The following is a 16,736-nucleotide window of genomic DNA, read 5'->3' on the forward strand; positions in this document are numbered from 1 at the left end:
ACTGCGATATTTCGTTTGACATTCGGTTTGAGTTCGAAATAATTCCGCCACGGTTTCGTAAAACACAAAAATGGTGCAATGCGAAATCGTTGGAGGAATTTGTGGACTCATCTCCGATCCATGACATTTTTGTCATAGGCGGCGGCATCAATGGCTGCGGCATAGCCCGTGACGCTGTTGGCCGCGGATTTTCAGTTTTCCTCGCGGAAATGAACGATCTGGCCAGCGGGACATCTTCCGGCTCGACCAAGCTCATCCATGGCGGCCTGCGCTATCTCGAATTCTACGAGTTCCGGCTGGTGCGCGAAGCGCTGATGGAGCGCGAAGTGCTGTGGAAGAACGCGCCGCACATCATCTGGCCGATGCGCTTCGTGTTGCCTTACGCCAGGGCCTGCGGCCGGCCTGGCTGATCCGGCTTGGGCTGTTCCTCTACGATCACATCGGCGGCCGCAAGCTTTTGCCGGCGACGAAGACACTCGACATGGCCACCGATCCGGCCGGCAAGCCGTTGAAGCCTTTGTTCCATAAGGCGTTTGAGTATTCGGACGGCTGGGTCAACGATGCTCGCTTCGTGACGCTGAACGCCCGCGACGCCGCCGATCGGGGCGCCGTCATCCGCACGCGCACCAAGGTCGTCAGTGCGCGCCGTGAGAACGCGCTGTGGACGATACAGATCCAGAACGTTTCGACCGGCGAGACCGAAGAGGTCCGCGCGCGGCTGCTGGTCAATGCCGCCGGACCCTGGGTCGATCATGTGCTGCAGACCGCTGTTGGCCAGAACGATGTCCACAACGTCCGCCTCGTGCAGGGCAGCCACATCGTCATCAACAAGAAGTTCGACGATCCGCGCGCCTATTTCTTCCAGAACAAGGATGGCCGGATCATCTTTGCCATTCCTTACGAGGAAGAATTCACGCTGATCGGCACCACCGATCGCGACTATCCCGGCGATCCGCATGACGTGAAGATCAGTGACACCGAGATCGACTATCTCTGCGCGGCGGCGAGCGAATACTTTGCCCAACCGGTCAAGCGCTCCGACATCGTCTGGACCTATTCGGCGGTGCGGCCGCTGTATGACGACGGCGCCTCGAAGGCCCAGGAAGCGACCCGCGACTACGTGCTGAAGGCCGATGGCGGGGAGGGCGCGCCGCTGCTCAACGCGTTTGGCGGCAAGATCACCACGTCGCGCCGGCTGGCGGAATCGATGCTGGACAAGATCGAGGGTTTTCTCGGCAAGCGCGGCAAGCCGTGGACGCATGACGCGCCGCTGCCCGGCGGCGATTTCCCGGCGACCGGTTTCGACGCTCAGGTCGCCAGGCTGAAGAGCGCCTATCCATTCCTCGACCAGCGGCTGGCGCGCCGGTTCACCCGGCTTTACGGCACGCGCGCCGAGAAGCTGCTGGGCCTGGCCAAATCCTATGTCGATCTCGGCCGCAATTTCGGCGGCGACCTTTATGAGGCGGAAGTCCGCTATCAGGCCGAGAACGAATGGGCGGTCACGGCCGAGGACGTGCTGTGGCGTCGTACCAAGCGCGGCCTGCATTTCAACCGCGAGCAGACGGCGGCGCTGGAAGAATTCATGCGCGGACTGAGCGGACGACACGTAGCGGCGGCCGAGTGAGTATCGGCCGCTGACGCGCAATGGACCGAAGCTCGCCGAAGAGCAAGACCTGGCCTACTGGAACGCCGACGCGGTCAAGGCCGGCAATCTCGCTCCTCAGCTCAAGATCGAGAACGAGAAGGAAAGCCGCAGACCATCAACTACGACGAACTGGTCAAGAGCTGGCAGAAGTAGGACTGTCTATGCGGGCGTTCGCGCCCGTGTGAAATTGGGGGAGGCGGCGCGTTGCCGTCTCCCTGTTCGTATCGTGGCGGAGGAATGGAATGAGCGGATTTGTGCTGGCCATCGACCAGGGAACGACATCGACCCGGGCGATCCTGTTCGATGGCGACATGAAGGTTGCCGGCAGCGGCCAGCAGGAATTCACCCAGCATTATCCGGCGTCGGGCTGGGTCGAGCATGACCCGGAGGAAATCTGGGCGAGCGTGCTGGCGACGGTGAAAGCGGCGCTCAAGGCCGCTGGCTGTGCCGTCTCGGATGTGGCGGCGATCGGCATCACCAACCAGCGCGAGACGGTCGTCATCTGGGACAAGGCGACCGGCAAGCCGATCCACAATGCCATCGTCTGGCAGGACCGGCGCACGGCGCCGCTCTGCCGGAAGCTGAAGAAGCAGGGGCTGGAGAAGAAATTCACCCGCAAGACCGGGCTGCTTCTCGACCCATACTTTTCCGGCACCAAGATCGCCTGGATGCTGGACAAGGTGAAGGGTGCGCGCAAACGCGCCGAGAAGGGCGAACTGCTCGCCGGGACCATCGACAGTTTTCTGATCTGGCGGCTGACCGGCGGCAAGGTCCACGCGACCGATGCCACCAACGCTTCGCGGACGCTGGTCTACAACATCGAAAAGAACGTCTGGGATGATGAGCTGCTCTCCATCCTGAACATTCCCGCCGCGATCCTGCCGCAGGTGAAGGATTGCGCCGATGATTTCGGCGTTACGGAGAAGAGCCTGTTCGGCGCCGAGATGCCGATCCTCGGCATCGCCGGCGATCAGCATGCGGCGACCATCGGCCAGGCCTGCTTCGAGCCTGGCATGATGAAATCGACCTACGGCACCGGCTGCTTCGCGCTGCTCAATACGGGCGCGGATCTGGTGCGCTCGAAGAACCGGCTGCTCACCACCATTGCCTACCGGCTGAACGGCAAGACCACCTATGCGCTGGAAGGCTCGATCTTCATTGCGGGCGCCGCCGTGCAATGGCTGCGCGACGGCATCAAGGTGATCGGCAAGGCCGAGCAGAGCGGCGTGCTGGCGGCGAGCGCCGATCCGGCGCAGCAAGTCTATCTGGTGCCGGCCTTCGTCGGCCTCGGCGCGCCGCATTGGGACGCCGAAGCGCGCGGCGCTATCTTCGGGTTGACGCGCAATTCCGGTCCGGCGGAGTTCGCGTGCGCCGCACTCGAATCGGTCGCCTTCCAGACGCGCGATCTGCTCGATGCCATGCGCAAGGACTGGAAGGGCGGCGCTGCCAAGACGGTGCTTCGCGTCGACGGCGGCATGGTGGCGTCGGACTGGACCATGCAGCGGCTGGCCGACATTCTCGATGCGCCCGTCGACCGCCCGACCATCCTCGAGACGACCGCGCTGGGAGCGGCCTGGCTCGCCGGATCGAAGGCGGGCGTCTGGCCGAAGGCAAAGGAATTCGCCAAGACCTGGGCGCTGGAGCGGCGCTTCAAGCCGGACATGGATGCGACCACGCGCTCGACAAAGCTCGCTGGATGGCGCGATGCGGTGCGCAGGACATTGAGCGTATAACAACCGGTCAACTGACAGCCCTGGGTGAGGAGAAATGCAGCCAGATTGGTATCCTGCTTGGCAAGACGAGGCGTTTGAAAAACTGACCGCCAAGAACGCGGGCCTGAAGAAAGAATTCCGTCTCGGCAGTTGGTCGCGTTACGACTACGACTTGACGGCCGGAACGCTGGTGTTCTCCGATCAGAGCGGCGTCAAGGTGGTCTCCGAAATCCAGATTGCGGGCTCTACGAGCGCCAAGGCCGGCAACTGGTTGTGGGCATGGTCGAATTCAAACCTGCCTGGCAAACTCCTTGGCGACGCGAAGCGCGTTCGATCCTTCGGCGAGAAGAACGGCATTGAGGAACTCGCCCAGCCCTATGTGACCGACCAGGGAAGTGACCTTGAAGCACTCGGCTGGGGACTGACCGGGGCAATGGTTCGCGTTTGCGATGCGCTTGGTGCCTATCGCTCCCCGCGCGGCGAAGGTGGAGGCCTGTACCTGACCTTTAAAAAGATCAGCTGGGCCAACTGAGGCCGCGCTTGCCAACAGAAAGCCCGCGCCGTTTCCAGCGCGGGCCTTTTCCACTCGATACTCACACTCAACTGCTACTCGGCGCGTCAGTAAGGCGAACGGCACTGCTGGCGCGGGCCGTAGTTCGGCTGGAAGGTGTTGTCCGAAGCGCGGTACGAACGGTAGTGGTCATAGCACCACTGCACATGCGAATCGCCGCGATAGACACGATTGTTCTCGCTGTTGATGATGGCGCCGGTGATCAGCGCGCCAGCGCCGAATGCGGCCAGCGGGAACCAATAGTCGCCATGGCGGCGATAGCCGCGATGATACTCGCGATAGCCGCGATGACCGTTCCAATATGCGCCGTCATTGCCGGCGAAGCGACGCGAACCGAAATTGCGGTCGCCGAAATTGCGGCTGAAGCGGCGATTGCCGAAATGGCGGCCCGAATGGCGCCAATATTGGGCCCCACCTTCCGCGACGTTTATGACGTTTGACGAAGAGTCCGGCGCCTGTGGCACAAACATCTGGGCCGCATTGGCCGGCACGGCGGCGGCCGCGGCAAACGAAACTGACAAAGCGGTCGCCAGCATACCCGTTACGATCTTGTTCATGGTCTTCTCCTTCGAAAGGGTGATTGACGTCCCTTGTCGCGAGGTAACGGGCCGGGCTGTCGATAGTTCCCCAAAAAGCCCCAAGCTGCTGATTTGTAATGTTTCTTCGGACCCGCCAACGGGCCTTGGCGCAGCCGGACTGAGGCGCTTCAAAGGTCAATAGCCTTTGCGCTCGAAGCAATGCAGCAGTGCCGGAAAAGCCCTGCCCGGAGAGCCGCTTTTTCCGGTTGACCCGTCGCGGCACTCTCCCTATGTTCCGCGCAATTTCCAGGGCGGCATTTCCGGGCCCGCGGGAGCGCGTAGCTCAGCCGGTAGAGCAACTGACTTTTAATCAGTAGGTCATGGGTTCAGAATCCCATCGCGCTCACCAATTTGTCCAAGCGCGATGAAGCTGTGATTGTCGCCGCTGTGCCGCAGCCCAAACCTTGTGACTAGGCCTGCTGATGGCTAGGATCGACCTCCCCGAGGGAGGTTCCAGGATGACACTTGACCTTTCGGTAGATACCGCGGCCCGCAAAGCAGCGACGCCGCCTGGCAAATATCTCTTCGGCCCGATCGCCGATTTCCTCATGCTCGGTGGCGGCGCTTTTCTGATCCTGCCGGTCTTGTTCTTCGTGCCGCGTGCGTATGAAGGTGCCCTGGCTGCGACGATGGTCGTTGTGGCCTATGCGGTGAACTATCCGCACTTCGCCCACTCGTACCAGATTTTCTACCGCAATTTCGGGCGCAAGCTGCGCGGCGAGGGCTATGACCGGAGCCTGCAGCTTCGCTATGGTTTCGCGGGCATCGTCGTTCCGGTGGTCATGGCGCTGTTCTTCGCCTATGGCGCGGCGACCTCAAACACCCGCCTGCTCGGCTATGCGGCCAATGCGATGTTCTTCTTCGTCGGCTGGCACTACGTCAAGCAGGGCTACGGCATGCTGATGGTGGATGCGGTGCTGAAGCGCAAATTCTTCGACGAGCGCGACAAGAAGGTGCTCTTGGTCAACAGCTATGCGGTGTGGATCCTGGCCTGGCTGCAGACGAACACGGCGGTGACCGCAGGACAATATTACGGCCTGCAATTTTACACATTCGCGGCGCCTTCGTGGATCGCCGACATTGCCTTGGTGGCGGCCGTCGCGTCGACCGCGACGACGCTTGTGATGCTGGCCAATCGCTGGCGCAAGAATGGCGGCGGCCTGCCGTATAACGGCATCGTGGCCTATGTTGCCTCGCTCTATCTCTGGATCCTGATCGCCAGGATAAATCCGCTCTGGCTGCTTGTGGTGCCGGCGCTGCACTCGCTGCAATACCTGGCGGTGGTCTGGCGCTATCAGACCAATGTCGAGCGCGACGGCCAGGATGCGGCAAGGGAGCCGGAGCCAAGGATATTGTCCGTCCTAGGCCCTCGCTACAGGCTTCGGGTGCTGGGCTTCATCGTCGGCGGCGCGGCGCTCGGCTATCTCGGTTTCTGGCTGATCCCGTTCGTGCTGACCGCGCTGGTGCCATATGACAGCCAGGTCCTCGGCTCCTCGCTGTTCTTTTTCATCGTGCTGATCTTCATCAACGTGCACCACTATTTCCTCGACAATGTGATGTGGCGCCGGGGCAATCCGGAAGTGTCGAAATATCTGTTTCGATAGGCGAGGTCGGAAGTCACCGACAGCGCGGCGGATCAAGAAAGCAGCGACACATTCCCGCCGGGGTGACGCTCGAGCCGCCCCGCAAGGTCGAGCTCCAACAGCACCATGGCGATCTGCGCGGCGCTTAATCCGGTGTGGCGGATGATCTCGTCGACCGCGACCGGCGTCGGTCCAAGCGCTTCCAGCACGTCGGCGCGTTGGTTCTCGCCGGGCGGCGGCAACGCCGCCAGGTCCGGCGCCTCGGCAAGCGGCGTGCCGCGAGGAGAGCGGGTGCCGGCCAGCGGCGCCAATGCGCCTAAAACATCGGCGGCTTCGGTGGCGAGCGTGGCGCCGTCCTTCAGCAAGGCATTGCAACCGGCGGCGCGCGGATCGAGCGGCGAGCCGGGCACGGCGAAGACCAGGCGGCCCATCTCGTTGGCAAGGCGGGCGCTGATCAGCGAGCCGGAGCGTTGTGCTGCCTCGACAACGACAAGGCCGAGCGCCATGCCGGCGACGAGACGGTTGCGGCGCGGAAAATCCTGGGCGCGCGGCTGCCAGCCGAACGGCATTTCGGAGACGACGGCGCCGCCGCGATCGGCGATCTCGTCGCAAAGGCCGGCATTTTCCGGCGGGTAGGGGACGTCGAGGCCGCCGGCGAGAACGCCGACCGTGCCGGTCGCGACGCTGCCCTTGTGCGCTGCCGTGTCGATACCGCGCGCCAGACCGGAAACGATGGCATAGCCCTCGCGGCCGAGATCGGCGGCCAGCATGCGCGCCATCTTGATGCCGGCGAGCGAGGCGTTGCGGGCGCCGACGATGGCCACCGCCGGCAGGCGGAACACCGCGCCTTCGCCTTTCACCGCAATCAGCGGCGGCGGGTTGTCCGTCCGCTTCAGCATGGACGGGTAGTCGGCCTCACCAATGCCGATGAAGCGGGCGCCGGCACGCCGGGCCGTTTCCAGTTCCGCTTCAGCCTCGGCGATGGAGGGGATGCGCACGATGCGGTTGGCGCCGCCGGAGATCATCAGCTCCGGCAGCATTTCCAGCGCCGCCTCCGCCGAGCCGAAGCGGTTGATCAGTCCGCGAAAGGAGGCGGGGCCGACATTCGGCGTGCGGATCAAGCGAAGCCAGGCAAGCCGCTGCCGGTCGCTGAGGCGCGGGCCGGCGGCCGGCACGCTCATCCCTTGGCTCCGATCTTGCCTTCGGTGCCGGCAAGTAGGCGCGAAATGTTGGCGCGGTGTTTTACGATGACGATCAGGCTCATCACCGCAAACAGCCCGGCGACCTGAGGCGTGGCGATGAAGTAGAGCGCGATCGGCACGACCACCGCCGCGATCAACGCCGCCAGCGAGGAGTAGCGGAACAGGAACGCCGTCGCGAGCCAGACGATTGCGAAGACCAGCGCACCCTGCCAGGCGAGCCCGATCAGCACGCCGAGATAGGTGGCGACGCCCTTGCCGCCCTTGAAGCTGAGCCAGACCGGAAAGAGATGACCGAGGAACGCGCCGAAGCCTGCCAGAAGCCCAAAACCGGGCAAGAAATGGCCGGCGATGAGGGCGGCAGCGGTGCCCTTCAAGGCATCAAGCAGCAGCGTCGCGGCGGCAAGGCCCTTGTTGCCGGTCCTCAAGACATTGGTCGCGCCGATATTGCCGGAGCCGATCTTGCGTACGTCGCCAAGGCCGGCCGCGCGGGTGATCAGGAGCCCGAACGGGATGGAGCCGAGCAGATAGCCGAATATCAGGGCGATCGCGTAACCCATTGTTTCCCCCTTATTATTCCGCAGTCTAGCCTGCGGCGGCCATCCCGCCTTGTGGGCCGATGCTCAGGTCGAAAAGACTGTGCGGCCCGCCACCATCGTTTGCAAGACCTTGCCCTGGAGGCGCGCGCCTTCAAAACAGGTGTTCTTCGAACGCGAACGCAGACCGGTTTCGCTGACGATCCATGGCTCGTCGAGATCGATAACGGCGAGGTCGGCCGTCGCGCCGGGTTTCAATGTGCCGCCGGGCAGGCCGAACAACCTTGCCGGCGCCGTCGACAGCGTCTCGATCAGCCTGAGCAATGGGACATCGCCATTGTGGTAGAGCCGAAGCGACGCGCCAAGCAGCGTCTCCAGCCCGATCGCGCCGGCGGCGGCATCGGCGAAGGGCAGGCGTTTGGTGTCGACATCCTGCGGATCATGCGAGGAAACGATGATGTCGATCGTGCCGTCCTTGATCGCCTCGATCATCGCCAGGCGGTCGTCTTCGGCGCGCAAGGGCGGTGTCAGCCGGAAGAAGGTGCGGTATTCGCCGACATCGTTCTCGTTGAGCGACAGATTGTGGATCGCCACGCCCGCGGTGACATTGGCGCGATCAGTCTTCGCCCGGTTCACGGCGCCGGCCGCCACAGCGGACGAGATCTTTGCCGCGTGGTAGGCGCCACCGGTGAGCCGCGCCAGCGCCAGGTCGCGCTCGAGCGGGATCAGCTCGGCTTCGCGCGGGATGCCCGACAGGCCGAGCCAGCTTGCATAAAGGCCTTCGTTCATCACGCCGGACGAGGCGAGATCGGCGTCCTGGACCTCATGCGCGATGATGCCGCCGAAATCGCGCGCATAGGTGAGCGCGCGGCGCATCACCAGCGCGTTGGCGATCGTGTGGCGGCCATCGGTATAGGCAACCGCGCCGGCCTCGCGCAGCAGGCCGAATTCGGTCATTTCGCGGCCCTCAAGACCCTTGGTGATCGCCGCGGCCGGGAAGATGTTGACGCTTGCGGTGTCCCGCGCGGTGCGCAGCACGAACTCGACCAGCGCCACGTTGTCGATCACCGGATCGGTGTCCGGCATCATGACGATCGAGGTGACGCCGCCGGCCGCCGCCGCGAGGCTTGCCGAGGCGATGGTCTCGCGATGCTCGCCGCCGGGTTCGCCGATGAAGACGCGGCCGTCTATCAGGCCTGGAATGATGGTCTTTCCGGCGCAATCGACGACGATGGCGCCTTCCGGGATACCTTGGTTCAGGGCAGCCTTTCCGGCCGCGACGATCTTGCGGCCATCGACGATGACGCTGCCGATCTCATCGACGCCGCGCGAGGGGTCGACAATGTGCGCCTTGCTGAAGACTGTCACGCTCATGCGCCGCGCCCCTCATGGTTGCGGCCCTCATCATTGCGACGCGGGTCGAGCAGAGCTTCCATGACCGCCATGCGCACGGCGACGCCCATCTCGACCTGTTCCTGGATGACGCTTTGCGGACCGTCGGCGATCTCGGAGGCGATCTCGACACCGCGATTCATCGGCCCCGGATGCATGACCAGCGCGTCTTCCTTGGCCGCCTTGAGCTTCTCGGCGTCGAGACCGAAATAGCGGAAATATTCGCGGATCGATGGCACGAAGGCGCCTTCCATGCGCTCGCGCTGCAGGCGCAGCATCATCACCACATCAGCGTCCTTGAGGCCTTCGGCCATCGAACGCGACACGATCACGCCCATCCTGTCGATGCCCGATGGCAATAGCGTCGAGGGCGCCACGACGCGCACCTGCGCGCCAAGCGCGTTCAAGAGCATGATGTTGGAGCGGGCGACGCGCGAATGCAGGATGTCGCCGCAGATCGCGACGATCAGCTTCGATAGCGGCCCCTTGGCGCGGCGGATGGTGAGCGCGTCGAGCAACGCTTGCGTCGGATGCTCATGCGCCCCGTCGCCGGCATTGACCACCGAGCAGCCGACCTTCTGCGCCAGAAGGGCGGCGGCGCCCGCCGATTGATGACGGATGATCAGGATGTCCGGCCGCATGGCGTTGAGCGTCATGGCGGTGTCGATCAGCGTCTCGCCCTTCTTCACCGAAGAGCTCGCCACCGACATGTTCATGACATCGGCGCCAAGGCGCTTTCCCGCGAGTTCGAAAGAGGACTGCGTGCGGGTCGAGGCTTCGTAGAAAAGGTTGATCTGGGTGCGGCCGCGCAGCGTCGAGGTCTTTTTCTCGGACTGCCGGGAAATGGCGACGGCGCGGTCGGCCCGGTCGAGCAAAAGCTCGATGTCGGCGGGGGAAAGATCGCGGATGCCCAGAAGATGGCGGTGAGGATAAAGCGGCAGGGACGAAGCGTCGGTCATCTCAAGGCGCTGCTATAGGGTGCACTCTTGGCCGCCGCAAGCGCCAGCTTTGGATTGCAGGCGTTCTCCCCGGTATTTTCGTCGCGCGCCCCGTAACGCTTGGGCTATAAGGCCGGATGGCCCCGGATTCGTGATCGTGGCCTTGGGATGTAAGGAAGACGCGTGACCGACGAGGTGATCAACCAGCCGCCGCCGTTGACGGGCGGCAATGCATGGCGGGGCGATCCGTTGCTCATCCAGCTCGCGGAGCGTTTTTCGGACCCGGTGCGCAAGGACCTCGACGCTCTCGGCAAATTCGCCGTGACGCCAGAGGCGCAGGAACTCGCGCGCCTCGCCAACACCGACACGCCGAAGTTGAGGACGCACGACCGCCAGGGCCGGCGTCTCGACCTTGTTGAATATCATCCGGCCTATCATGCGCTGATGCGCCGCTCGATCGCCGGCGGCCTGCATTCCTCGGTCTGGGAGAACGGCGATACCGAGATCGGCCGCCGCCACCAGGTCAGGGCGGCGCGCTTCTACCTGACCGCCGAACTGGAGACCGGGCATCTATGCCCCATCACCATGACCAACGCCTCGCTGGCGGCGCTGATGGCGAGCCCAAAACTGTTTCGCGAATGGGCGCCGCGCGTGACGACGCGCAAATACGACCAGACGCAGAAGCCGCCGGTGCAGAAGACCGGACTGACGCTCGGCATGGGCATGACCGAAAAGCAGGGCGGCACCGATGTGCGCGCCAACACCACAAGGGCCGAGCGCACCGGCAGCGGCTTCTACCGGCTCACCGGGCACAAATGGTTCATGTCGGCGCCGATGTCGGATGCCTTCCTGGTGCTTGGCCAGGCGCCCGAGGGGCTGTCCTGCTTCCTCGTGCCGCGCATCCTGGGCGACGGCACCGGCAACGGTTTTCGCTTCCAGCGGCTGAAGGACAAGCTCGGCAACCGCTCCAACGCCTCGTCTGAGGTCGAGTTCATCAACGCGATCGGCGAGATGGTCGGCGACCCAGGCGCCGGCGTCAAAACGATCATGGACATGGTGACGCTGACCAGGCTCGACTGCGCGATCGCCTCTTCGGCGATCATGCGGGCGGGGCTGGCGGAAGCGGTTCACCACACACGCCACCGTCAGGTGTTCGGCGCCAATCTGATCGACCAGCCGCTGATGCAGCGTGTGCTTGCCGACATGGCGCTCGATGTCGCGGCCGCCACGGCCCTTTCGTTCCGGCTGGCCCGTTCGTTCGACGAGGCGGCGAGCGATCGCGGCGAGGCGGCCTTTGCCCGCGCCATGACGCCGGTGGTCAAATACTGGGTCTGCAAGATCGCGCCGGCGTTGCTTTTCGAGGCGATGGAATGCCTGGGTGGCAATGGCTATGTCGAGGAAGCCCCGCTCGCCCGTTATTATCGCGAGGCACCGGTCAACGCGATCTGGGAAGGCTCGGGCAATGTCATGGCGCTCGACGTGCTGCGCGTGCTCGGCCGTGCGCCCGGCCTGTTCGAGGAGGTGCTTGCCGGCATCGACCGCGATCTTGGCGCCGGCGGCCGCGGCACCATCGGCGTGCTCAAGGCGGCGATGCAAGTGGCCTCGACGGATGAGGGCTCGGCGCGCCTCTTGACCGAGCAACTGGCGCTTTCGGCCGCCGCGGCCGAACTGCGCCGTCTGGGGGCAGGGCGCATCGCCGATGCCTTCGTCGAGACGCGGCTTGCCGGGCAATGGCGCACCACTTACGGCATGCTCGATCTCGCGCCACGACGCGCGCATGATCATCGACACGCTCTATCCGCCGGTGACCTGATCTTCCCGCCAGGGGCCGAATTGCCGGCCTGTGGATAGTCGTTAACCTTAACAAATGGTTTCCATTGCGGGCGACGCTCGCAAAGCCCACTCTCCACATGCTGGAGTAGGGAAAGGTTAACCATAGCCGCCCGGCCTCCGCGAAGCGGGAAGCGCATGCGGCACGTGTTGAGCTCATTTCTGGCCTTGCATTGGGCGGTGGTTTTCGCCCTGCTGGCCTATATTTGCATCGACGGCAGCCGCGGCATTGACGCTGCGCTCGGCGTGCTTGGCGTCCCGATCCAGGGCGATCGGTTTCCCGCGCTCGATCATTTTGCCGTGGTCGCGCCGCTCTCGGTTGCGCTGTTGATCGTCGCGGTCCTGTTCTGCTGGGCCTTCGTCGAGACGCTGCTCAACGCGATGGCAAGGCCTGACGCGGGTGACAGCGTGGTGCAGATCGCCTTCATTGCCGCCTCGTTCCTGCTGTCGCTGATCCTCATCGGCGGCGTCGCGCAGGGCATAGACGGGCTCTTCATGGTCGTCGCGATCCAGATGACGGCTTTGCTGGCATCCTATGTCGCCGTGCAGGCCGAGCGCCGCTCGGTTGTCGCCGCCATGGCCTTGCAGGAGAACGATGTCCGTGCCGCCGCGCGCATGGCTATGGGCGCCGCGCACAGTTCGCTGCTTTCGCGCATCGCCCGACCGGAAACCAAGCCTGGAGGCCGCCGCTGATGCGCACGATCTTCGCACTGTGGGCAGCTCCGATGGCCATCTTCTGGGGCTGGTTCTTCCTGTCGCTCAACGACATCAACTTCGGTTATGTGATGCTGAGCCGGCAGGTGCACGATTTCGCTTTCCAGCTTTATGGCCGGATGCTCGGCATCGACCCCGGGATCATCCCGGGCATGGTCGCGCGGACCTGCATTTTCGACTTTTTCCTGCTGATGGGCCTATGGGCCTTCCGCCGCCGGCGCAACATCGCCGAATGGATCCGGCAGCGCCGGCCGAGCGCTATCGGAGAAGATCATCTGAGCCGAGCGACTGAAGCCGGTCCAAGGCTCCCTGCAGAATAAAGGCGGCGGCCGCCGAATCGATCTTGCCGGCGCGCTTCTTGCGCGAGAAATCCATCTCGATCAGCGTCCGTTCCACTGCCACCGTAGACAGCCGCTCGTCCCACAGCACGATTGGCAGATCGGAAAGCATGGCCATGTTGCGGGCGAAGGCGCGGGATTTTTGCGCGCGCGGCCCTTCCGAGCCATCCATGTTGACGGGAAGGCCGAGCACGAACGCCCCGACATTGTCCTTCTCGAGCTGGGCGAGCAGCTGCGCCACATCGATGGAGAACTTCTTGCGCATGATGACCGGGCGCGGATGGGCAAAGGAAAGCCCACGATCTGACACGGCGACGCCGATCGTCTTGTCGCCGAGATCGAGGCCGGCGAGCGTGCGGCCGCCGGCAAGCCGCGGCGGCAATTCCTCGATTGAAATAACGGCCAACAGCTTCCTCTGACATTTTGGCGTCACATCCCTTTGACGTTTAGGAGCGGCGCGCCACTTTCAATTTGCCGGGAGCGTTCTATCCTCAGGCAACGGAAAAATCGAGGAAAGCATTCATGAAACTGACCTGGTACGGGCATTCGGCATTTCGCGTCGAGACCAAGGACGCCACCATCCTCATCGATCCCTATCTGATCGGCAATCCATCCTGGAGCGGTGGCTGGGAAGGTCCGGCCGAAGGCGTGACCCATGTGCTGCTGACGCACGGCCACAACGATCATGTCAACGGCGCGATCGAAGTGTTGAACAAGAGCGGCGCCATGCTGGTCGCCAATTTCGAGATCTGCATGTATCTGGTCGGCAAGGGCGTCAGCGGCGAGAAGATCAATCCGGGCAATCTCGGCGGCACCGTCGATTGCGGCCCATTCACCACCACCTTCGTCCACGCCCTGCATTCATCCTCTTTCGGCGGGGAAGGCGGCACCAACACCTATCTCGGCAATCCGGGCGGCCTCGTCCTGCATTTCCCCGAGGACAAGACGCTCTACCATATGGGCGACACCGACATCTTCCTGGACATGGCGCTGATCAATGAGTTGCACGAGCCGAAGGTCGGCATCGTGCCGATCGGCGACCGTTTCACCATGGGCGGCGCCGTGGCAGCGCTTGCCTGCCAGCGCTTTTTCCACTTCGATACGGTCGTTCCCTGCCATTTCGGCACGTTTCCGATGATCGACCAGACCGCCGACAAATTCGTCGCCGGCTTGGAAGGCTCGGGCGTCAAGGTGGCGCTGCCGGAGATCGGCAAGACGATCACGATCTAGCTCGCTCTGCCGGGGATGCGACTTTCGGACCGCCGGGGCCGCGCGTTACCTGAACGCGCGGCGGCGCCACGGCGTGGTCGCCGGTTATCATCGATGTTGCGCGCCAAGCGCCGCGCCGCTATAGCCCGCAGTGGTTTTCCCGAGGCGATAGAACATGTCCGTTGATCTTCAGACCGTTAAGCGCGTCGCGCGCCTTGCCCGCATCGCGGTGAGCGAGGAGGATGCCGAGCGCATGACTGGCGAATTGAACGCCATCCTTGGCTTCGTCGAGCAACTGAACGAAGTCGATGTCTCGGGTGTCGAGCCGATGACCTCGGTGACGCCGATGGAGATGAAGAAGCGCCAGGATGCCGTCACCGACGGCGACAAGGCCGCCGATATCGTCGCCAACGCGCCGGCGACGGAAGAGAACTTCTTCCTTGTCCCGAAGGTGGTGGAGTAAAGCGTGGCTGTCGAGATCGCCGTCGAGGCGCCTTTGCAGGACGACGTGCGCGCGCTGGTCGCCGAACTCAACGCGACGCTGCTGGAACTGACGCCGCCCGAACATTGCTACCATCTCACCGTCGAGCAGATGGCCGGCGGGGACACGACCGTGTTCATCGCCCGCGACAATGGTCTCGCTATCGGTTGCGGCGCGTTGAAGCGCCATGACAGCGCTGTCGGCGAGGTCAAGCGCATGTACACACGGCCTTCGCATCGCGGCCAGAAAATCGGCGCCCGGATCGTCGGGCAGGTCGAGGCGCTGGCCAGGCAGGAAGGTTTGAAGCGACTGGTCCTCGAAACCGGCGACCGCCATCCCGCGGCCTGGACCGTCTATGAGCGCGCCGGATTCTCGCGTTGCGGACCGGTGCTGGATTATCCCGACTCCGAATGGTCGGTGTTTTACGAAAAGAGCCTAGCCTGATGAGCGATCTTACACATCTGACCATTTCCGAGGCCCGCGCCAAGCTGCGCGGCAAGGAGATCTCTGCTGCCGAGATCACCGAGGCCTACCTTTCGGCAATCGACCGCGCCAATCCGGTGCTCAATGCTTATATTACCGTCACCGCCGACAAGGCGCGCGACATGGCCAAGGCCTCGGACGAGAAGCTTGCCAAGGGCGAGGGCGGTGCGCTGGAAGGCATCCCACTCGGCATCAAGGATCTTTTCGCCACCGAAGGCATCCACACCCAGGCCTGCAGCCATGTGCTGGATGGCTTCAAGCCGCGTTACGAGTCCACCGTCACCGCCAATCTATGGGCCGACGGCGCGGTGATGCTCGGCAAGCTCAACATGGACGAGTTCGCCATGGGCTCGTCTAACGAGACGTCCTATTATGGCCCGGTCATCAATCCGTGGCGCCGCTCGCGGCTCGACACGGTGGTGATGCCGACGACGCATCAGGGCGATGGCGGCTTTGTCTCCGCAGGCGGCACCAAGACCGCCCGCACGCTGGACAACGCGCAGCTGGTGCCGGGCGGCTCGTCCGGCGGCTCGGCGTCTTCCGTTGCCGCATTCCTGTGCGCCGGCGCCACCGCCACCGACACCGGCGGTTCGATCCGTCAGCCCGCCGCCTTTACCGGCACGGTCGGCATCAAGCCGACCTACGGGCGCTGCTCGCGCTGGGGCATCGTCGCTTTCGCTTCGTCGCTGGACCAGGCCGGGCCAATCGCGCGCGACGTGCGGGACGCCGCGATCTTGCTGAAATCCATGGCTTCCGTCGACCCCAAGGACACCACTTCCGTCGACCGCCCGGTGCCGGACTATGAAGCGGCGATCGGCAAGCCGATCAAGGGTATGAAGGTCGGCATTCCGAAAGAGTACCGGGTCGACGGCATGCCGGAAGACATCGAGGCGCTGTGGCAAAAGGGCATTGCCTGGCTGAAGGATGCCGGCGCCGAGATCGTCGACATCTCGCTGCCGCATACCAAATATGCTTTGCCGGCTTACTATATCGTGGCGCCGGCCGAAGCCTCGTCCAACCTGGCTCGTTATGACGGTGTCCGCTACGGCCTGCGCGTGCCCGGCAAGGACATCATCGACATGTATGAACGGACGCGCGCCGCCGGCTTCGGCCGCGAGGTCAAGCGCCGCATCATGATCGGCACCTATGTACTCTCGGCCGGCTATTACGATGCCTATTACCTGCAGGCGCAGAAGGTGCGCACGCTGATCAAGCGCGACTTCGAGAACATCTTTGCCGCGGGCGTCGATGTGATCCTGACCCCTGCAACCCCGTCGGCCGCCTTCGGCGTCGCCGACGAGGACATGGCCTCCGATCCGGTGAAGATGTATCTCAACGACATCTTCACGGTGACGGTGAACATGGCCGGCCTTCCCGGCATTTCAGTGCCGGCCGGCCTCGACGGCAAGGGCTTGCCGCTGGGGCTGCAACTGATTGGCCGGCCGTTCGACGAGGAAACGCTGTTCCAGACAGCGCATGTCATCGAGCAGGCGGCGGGCAAATTTCAGCCGGAGAAGTGGTGGTAAA

At 63.9% G+C, this 16,736-nt stretch carries 17 protein-coding genes, 1 tRNA gene and 1 pseudogene; 13 read left to right on the top strand and 6 right to left on the bottom strand.

What is annotated here, in order from left to right:
* The first annotated feature begins 101 nt into the window (after positions 1–101).
* From ACVDG8_RS36315 to ACVDG8_RS36330, 4 genes are all read left to right on the top strand, one after another.
* Complete coding sequence (locus ACVDG8_RS36315; protein ID WP_455707458.1) at positions 102–410, top strand: FAD-dependent oxidoreductase; 309 nt, start codon at positions 102–104, stop codon at positions 408–410.
* Positions 332–1,624, top strand: a complete 1,293-nt coding sequence (gene glpD / locus ACVDG8_RS36320) for a glycerol-3-phosphate dehydrogenase (RefSeq protein WP_455707459.1) — start codon at positions 332–334, stop codon at positions 1,622–1,624. The genes ACVDG8_RS36315 and glpD overlap by 79 nt, the downstream gene beginning before the upstream one ends.
* Positions 1,625–1,887: 263 nt before the next feature.
* Positions 1,888–3,378, top strand: a complete 1,491-nt coding sequence (gene glpK / locus ACVDG8_RS36325) for a glycerol kinase GlpK (RefSeq protein ID WP_447252780.1) — start codon at positions 1,888–1,890, stop codon at positions 3,376–3,378.
* Positions 3,379–3,412: 34 nt separating this feature from the next.
* Positions 3,413–3,889 (top strand): DUF6882 domain-containing protein, encoded by a 477-nt coding sequence (locus ACVDG8_RS36330; protein ID WP_455707460.1) that lies wholly within the window; start codon positions 3,413–3,415, stop codon positions 3,887–3,889.
* 86 nt (positions 3,890–3,975) lie between these two features.
* On the opposite strand, the gene ACVDG8_RS36335 is transcribed toward ACVDG8_RS36330, so the two are convergent.
* On the bottom strand, positions 3,976–4,485 hold the full coding sequence (locus ACVDG8_RS36335; protein WP_447257185.1) for a BA14K family protein: 510 nt from the start codon (positions 4,483–4,485) through the stop codon (positions 3,976–3,978).
* A gap of 293 nt (positions 4,486–4,778) precedes the next feature.
* On the opposite strand from ACVDG8_RS36335, the gene ACVDG8_RS36340 reads away from it, so the two are divergent.
* Positions 4,779–4,855: transfer RNA gene (locus ACVDG8_RS36340), tRNA-Lys, on the top strand.
* A 109-nt stretch (positions 4,856–4,964) separates the two neighbouring features.
* A complete protein-coding gene (locus ACVDG8_RS36345; RefSeq protein WP_447252781.1) occupies positions 4,965–6,110 on the top strand; it encodes a hypothetical protein in 1,146 nt (381 codons plus the stop codon).
* Positions 6,111–6,142: 32 nt separating this feature from the next.
* Here ACVDG8_RS36345 and dprA read toward each other — a convergent pair whose 3' ends face one another.
* From dprA to ACVDG8_RS36365, 4 genes are all read right to left on the bottom strand, one after another.
* Positions 6,143–7,270, bottom strand: a complete 1,128-nt coding sequence (dprA, locus tag ACVDG8_RS36350; RefSeq protein WP_447252782.1) for a DNA-processing protein DprA — start codon at positions 7,268–7,270, stop codon at positions 6,143–6,145.
* The gene (plsY, locus tag ACVDG8_RS36355; protein ID WP_447252783.1) at positions 7,267–7,848 is read right to left on the bottom strand and encodes a glycerol-3-phosphate 1-O-acyltransferase PlsY; all 582 of its coding nucleotides are present in this window, start codon (positions 7,846–7,848) and stop codon (positions 7,267–7,269) included. Before plsY ends, dprA begins: the two co-directional genes overlap by 4 nt.
* Before the next feature lie 63 nt (positions 7,849–7,911).
* Positions 7,912–9,198 carry a dihydroorotase gene (locus ACVDG8_RS36360; protein ID WP_447252784.1) on the bottom strand — a complete coding sequence of 429 codons (1,287 nt, stop codon included), beginning with the start codon at positions 9,196–9,198 and terminating at the stop codon, positions 7,912–7,914.
* Complete coding sequence (locus ACVDG8_RS36365; protein ID WP_447252785.1) at positions 9,195–10,175, bottom strand: aspartate carbamoyltransferase catalytic subunit; 981 nt, start codon at positions 10,173–10,175, stop codon at positions 9,195–9,197. Before ACVDG8_RS36365 ends, ACVDG8_RS36360 begins: the two co-directional genes overlap by 4 nt.
* Positions 10,176–10,337: 162 nt before the next feature.
* Between ACVDG8_RS36365 and ACVDG8_RS36370 the strand changes: the two are divergent.
* The 3 genes and pseudogenes from ACVDG8_RS36370 to ACVDG8_RS36380 all read left to right on the top strand — a co-directional run bounded on the left by ACVDG8_RS36370 (position 10,338) and on the right by ACVDG8_RS36380 (position 13,018).
* A pseudogene (locus ACVDG8_RS36370) lies at positions 10,338–11,967 on the top strand (DNA alkylation response protein).
* Between the two features lie 155 nt (positions 11,968–12,122).
* Positions 12,123–12,677 (top strand): hypothetical protein, encoded by a 555-nt coding sequence (locus ACVDG8_RS36375; protein WP_447252787.1) that lies wholly within the window; start codon positions 12,123–12,125, stop codon positions 12,675–12,677.
* Positions 12,677–13,018: a DUF6105 family protein gene (locus ACVDG8_RS36380; RefSeq protein WP_447252788.1), complete on the top strand. Its 342-nt coding sequence runs from the start codon at positions 12,677–12,679 to the stop codon at positions 13,016–13,018. Before ACVDG8_RS36375 ends, ACVDG8_RS36380 begins: the two co-directional genes overlap by 1 nt.
* Here the strand turns inward: ACVDG8_RS36380 and ruvX are convergent.
* Positions 12,957–13,442, bottom strand: coding sequence for a Holliday junction resolvase RuvX (ruvX, locus tag ACVDG8_RS36385; RefSeq protein ID WP_447252789.1), 486 nt, complete (start codon positions 13,440–13,442; stop codon positions 12,957–12,959). The two genes, ACVDG8_RS36380 and ruvX, sit on opposite strands and share 62 nt — an antisense overlap.
* A gap of 116 nt (positions 13,443–13,558) precedes the next feature.
* Here ruvX and ACVDG8_RS36390 point away from each other — a divergent pair, with 116 nt between their 5' ends.
* The 4 genes from ACVDG8_RS36390 (at position 13,559) to ACVDG8_RS36405 (ending at position 16,735) form a co-directional block, all read left to right on the top strand.
* A complete protein-coding gene (locus tag ACVDG8_RS36390; RefSeq protein WP_447252790.1) occupies positions 13,559–14,266 on the top strand; it encodes a metal-dependent hydrolase in 708 nt (235 codons plus the stop codon).
* A gap of 154 nt (positions 14,267–14,420) precedes the next feature.
* Positions 14,421–14,708 carry an Asp-tRNA(Asn)/Glu-tRNA(Gln) amidotransferase subunit GatC gene (gatC, locus tag ACVDG8_RS36395; RefSeq protein WP_447252791.1) on the top strand — a complete coding sequence of 96 codons (288 nt, stop codon included), beginning with the start codon at positions 14,421–14,423 and terminating at the stop codon, positions 14,706–14,708.
* Positions 14,709–14,711: 3 nt separating this feature from the next.
* Complete coding sequence (locus ACVDG8_RS36400; RefSeq protein WP_447252792.1) at positions 14,712–15,170, top strand: GNAT family N-acetyltransferase; 459 nt, start codon at positions 14,712–14,714, stop codon at positions 15,168–15,170.
* Complete coding sequence (locus tag ACVDG8_RS36405) at positions 15,170–16,735, top strand: amidase (RefSeq protein ID WP_447252793.1); 1,566 nt, start codon at positions 15,170–15,172, stop codon at positions 16,733–16,735. Before ACVDG8_RS36400 ends, ACVDG8_RS36405 begins: the two co-directional genes overlap by 1 nt.
* Position 16,736: the final 1 nt, after the last annotated feature.

This window comes from Mesorhizobium sp. ORM8.1 (assembly GCF_053005525.2).

Coding starts and splice junctions, on each gene's coding strand:
- ACVDG8_RS36345 (WP_447252781.1), top strand. CDS start 4,965: ATGACACTTGACCTTTCGGTAGATACCGCGGCCCGCAAAGCAGCGACG.
- glpK (WP_447252780.1), top strand. CDS start 1,888: ATGAGCGGATTTGTGCTGGCCATCGACCAGGGAACGACATCGACCCGG.
- ACVDG8_RS36360 (WP_447252784.1), bottom strand. CDS start 9,198: ATGAGCGTGACAGTCTTCAGCAAGGCGCACATTGTCGACCCCTCGCGC.
- plsY (WP_447252783.1), bottom strand. CDS start 7,848: ATGGGTTACGCGATCGCCCTGATATTCGGCTATCTGCTCGGCTCCATC.
- gatC (WP_447252791.1), top strand. CDS start 14,421: ATGTCCGTTGATCTTCAGACCGTTAAGCGCGTCGCGCGCCTTGCCCGC.
- ACVDG8_RS36375 (WP_447252787.1), top strand. CDS start 12,123: ATGCGGCACGTGTTGAGCTCATTTCTGGCCTTGCATTGGGCGGTGGTT.
- ACVDG8_RS36330 (WP_455707460.1), top strand. CDS start 3,413: ATGCAGCCAGATTGGTATCCTGCTTGGCAAGACGAGGCGTTTGAAAAA.
- dprA (WP_447252782.1), bottom strand. CDS start 7,270: ATGAGCGTGCCGGCCGCCGGCCCGCGCCTCAGCGACCGGCAGCGGCTT.
- ACVDG8_RS36365 (WP_447252785.1), bottom strand. CDS start 10,175: ATGACCGACGCTTCGTCCCTGCCGCTTTATCCTCACCGCCATCTTCTG.
- ACVDG8_RS36335 (WP_447257185.1), bottom strand. CDS start 4,485: ATGAACAAGATCGTAACGGGTATGCTGGCGACCGCTTTGTCAGTTTCG.
- ACVDG8_RS36380 (WP_447252788.1), top strand. CDS start 12,677: ATGCGCACGATCTTCGCACTGTGGGCAGCTCCGATGGCCATCTTCTGG.
- ACVDG8_RS36390 (WP_447252790.1), top strand. CDS start 13,559: ATGAAACTGACCTGGTACGGGCATTCGGCATTTCGCGTCGAGACCAAG.
- ACVDG8_RS36405 (WP_447252793.1), top strand. CDS start 15,170: ATGAGCGATCTTACACATCTGACCATTTCCGAGGCCCGCGCCAAGCTG.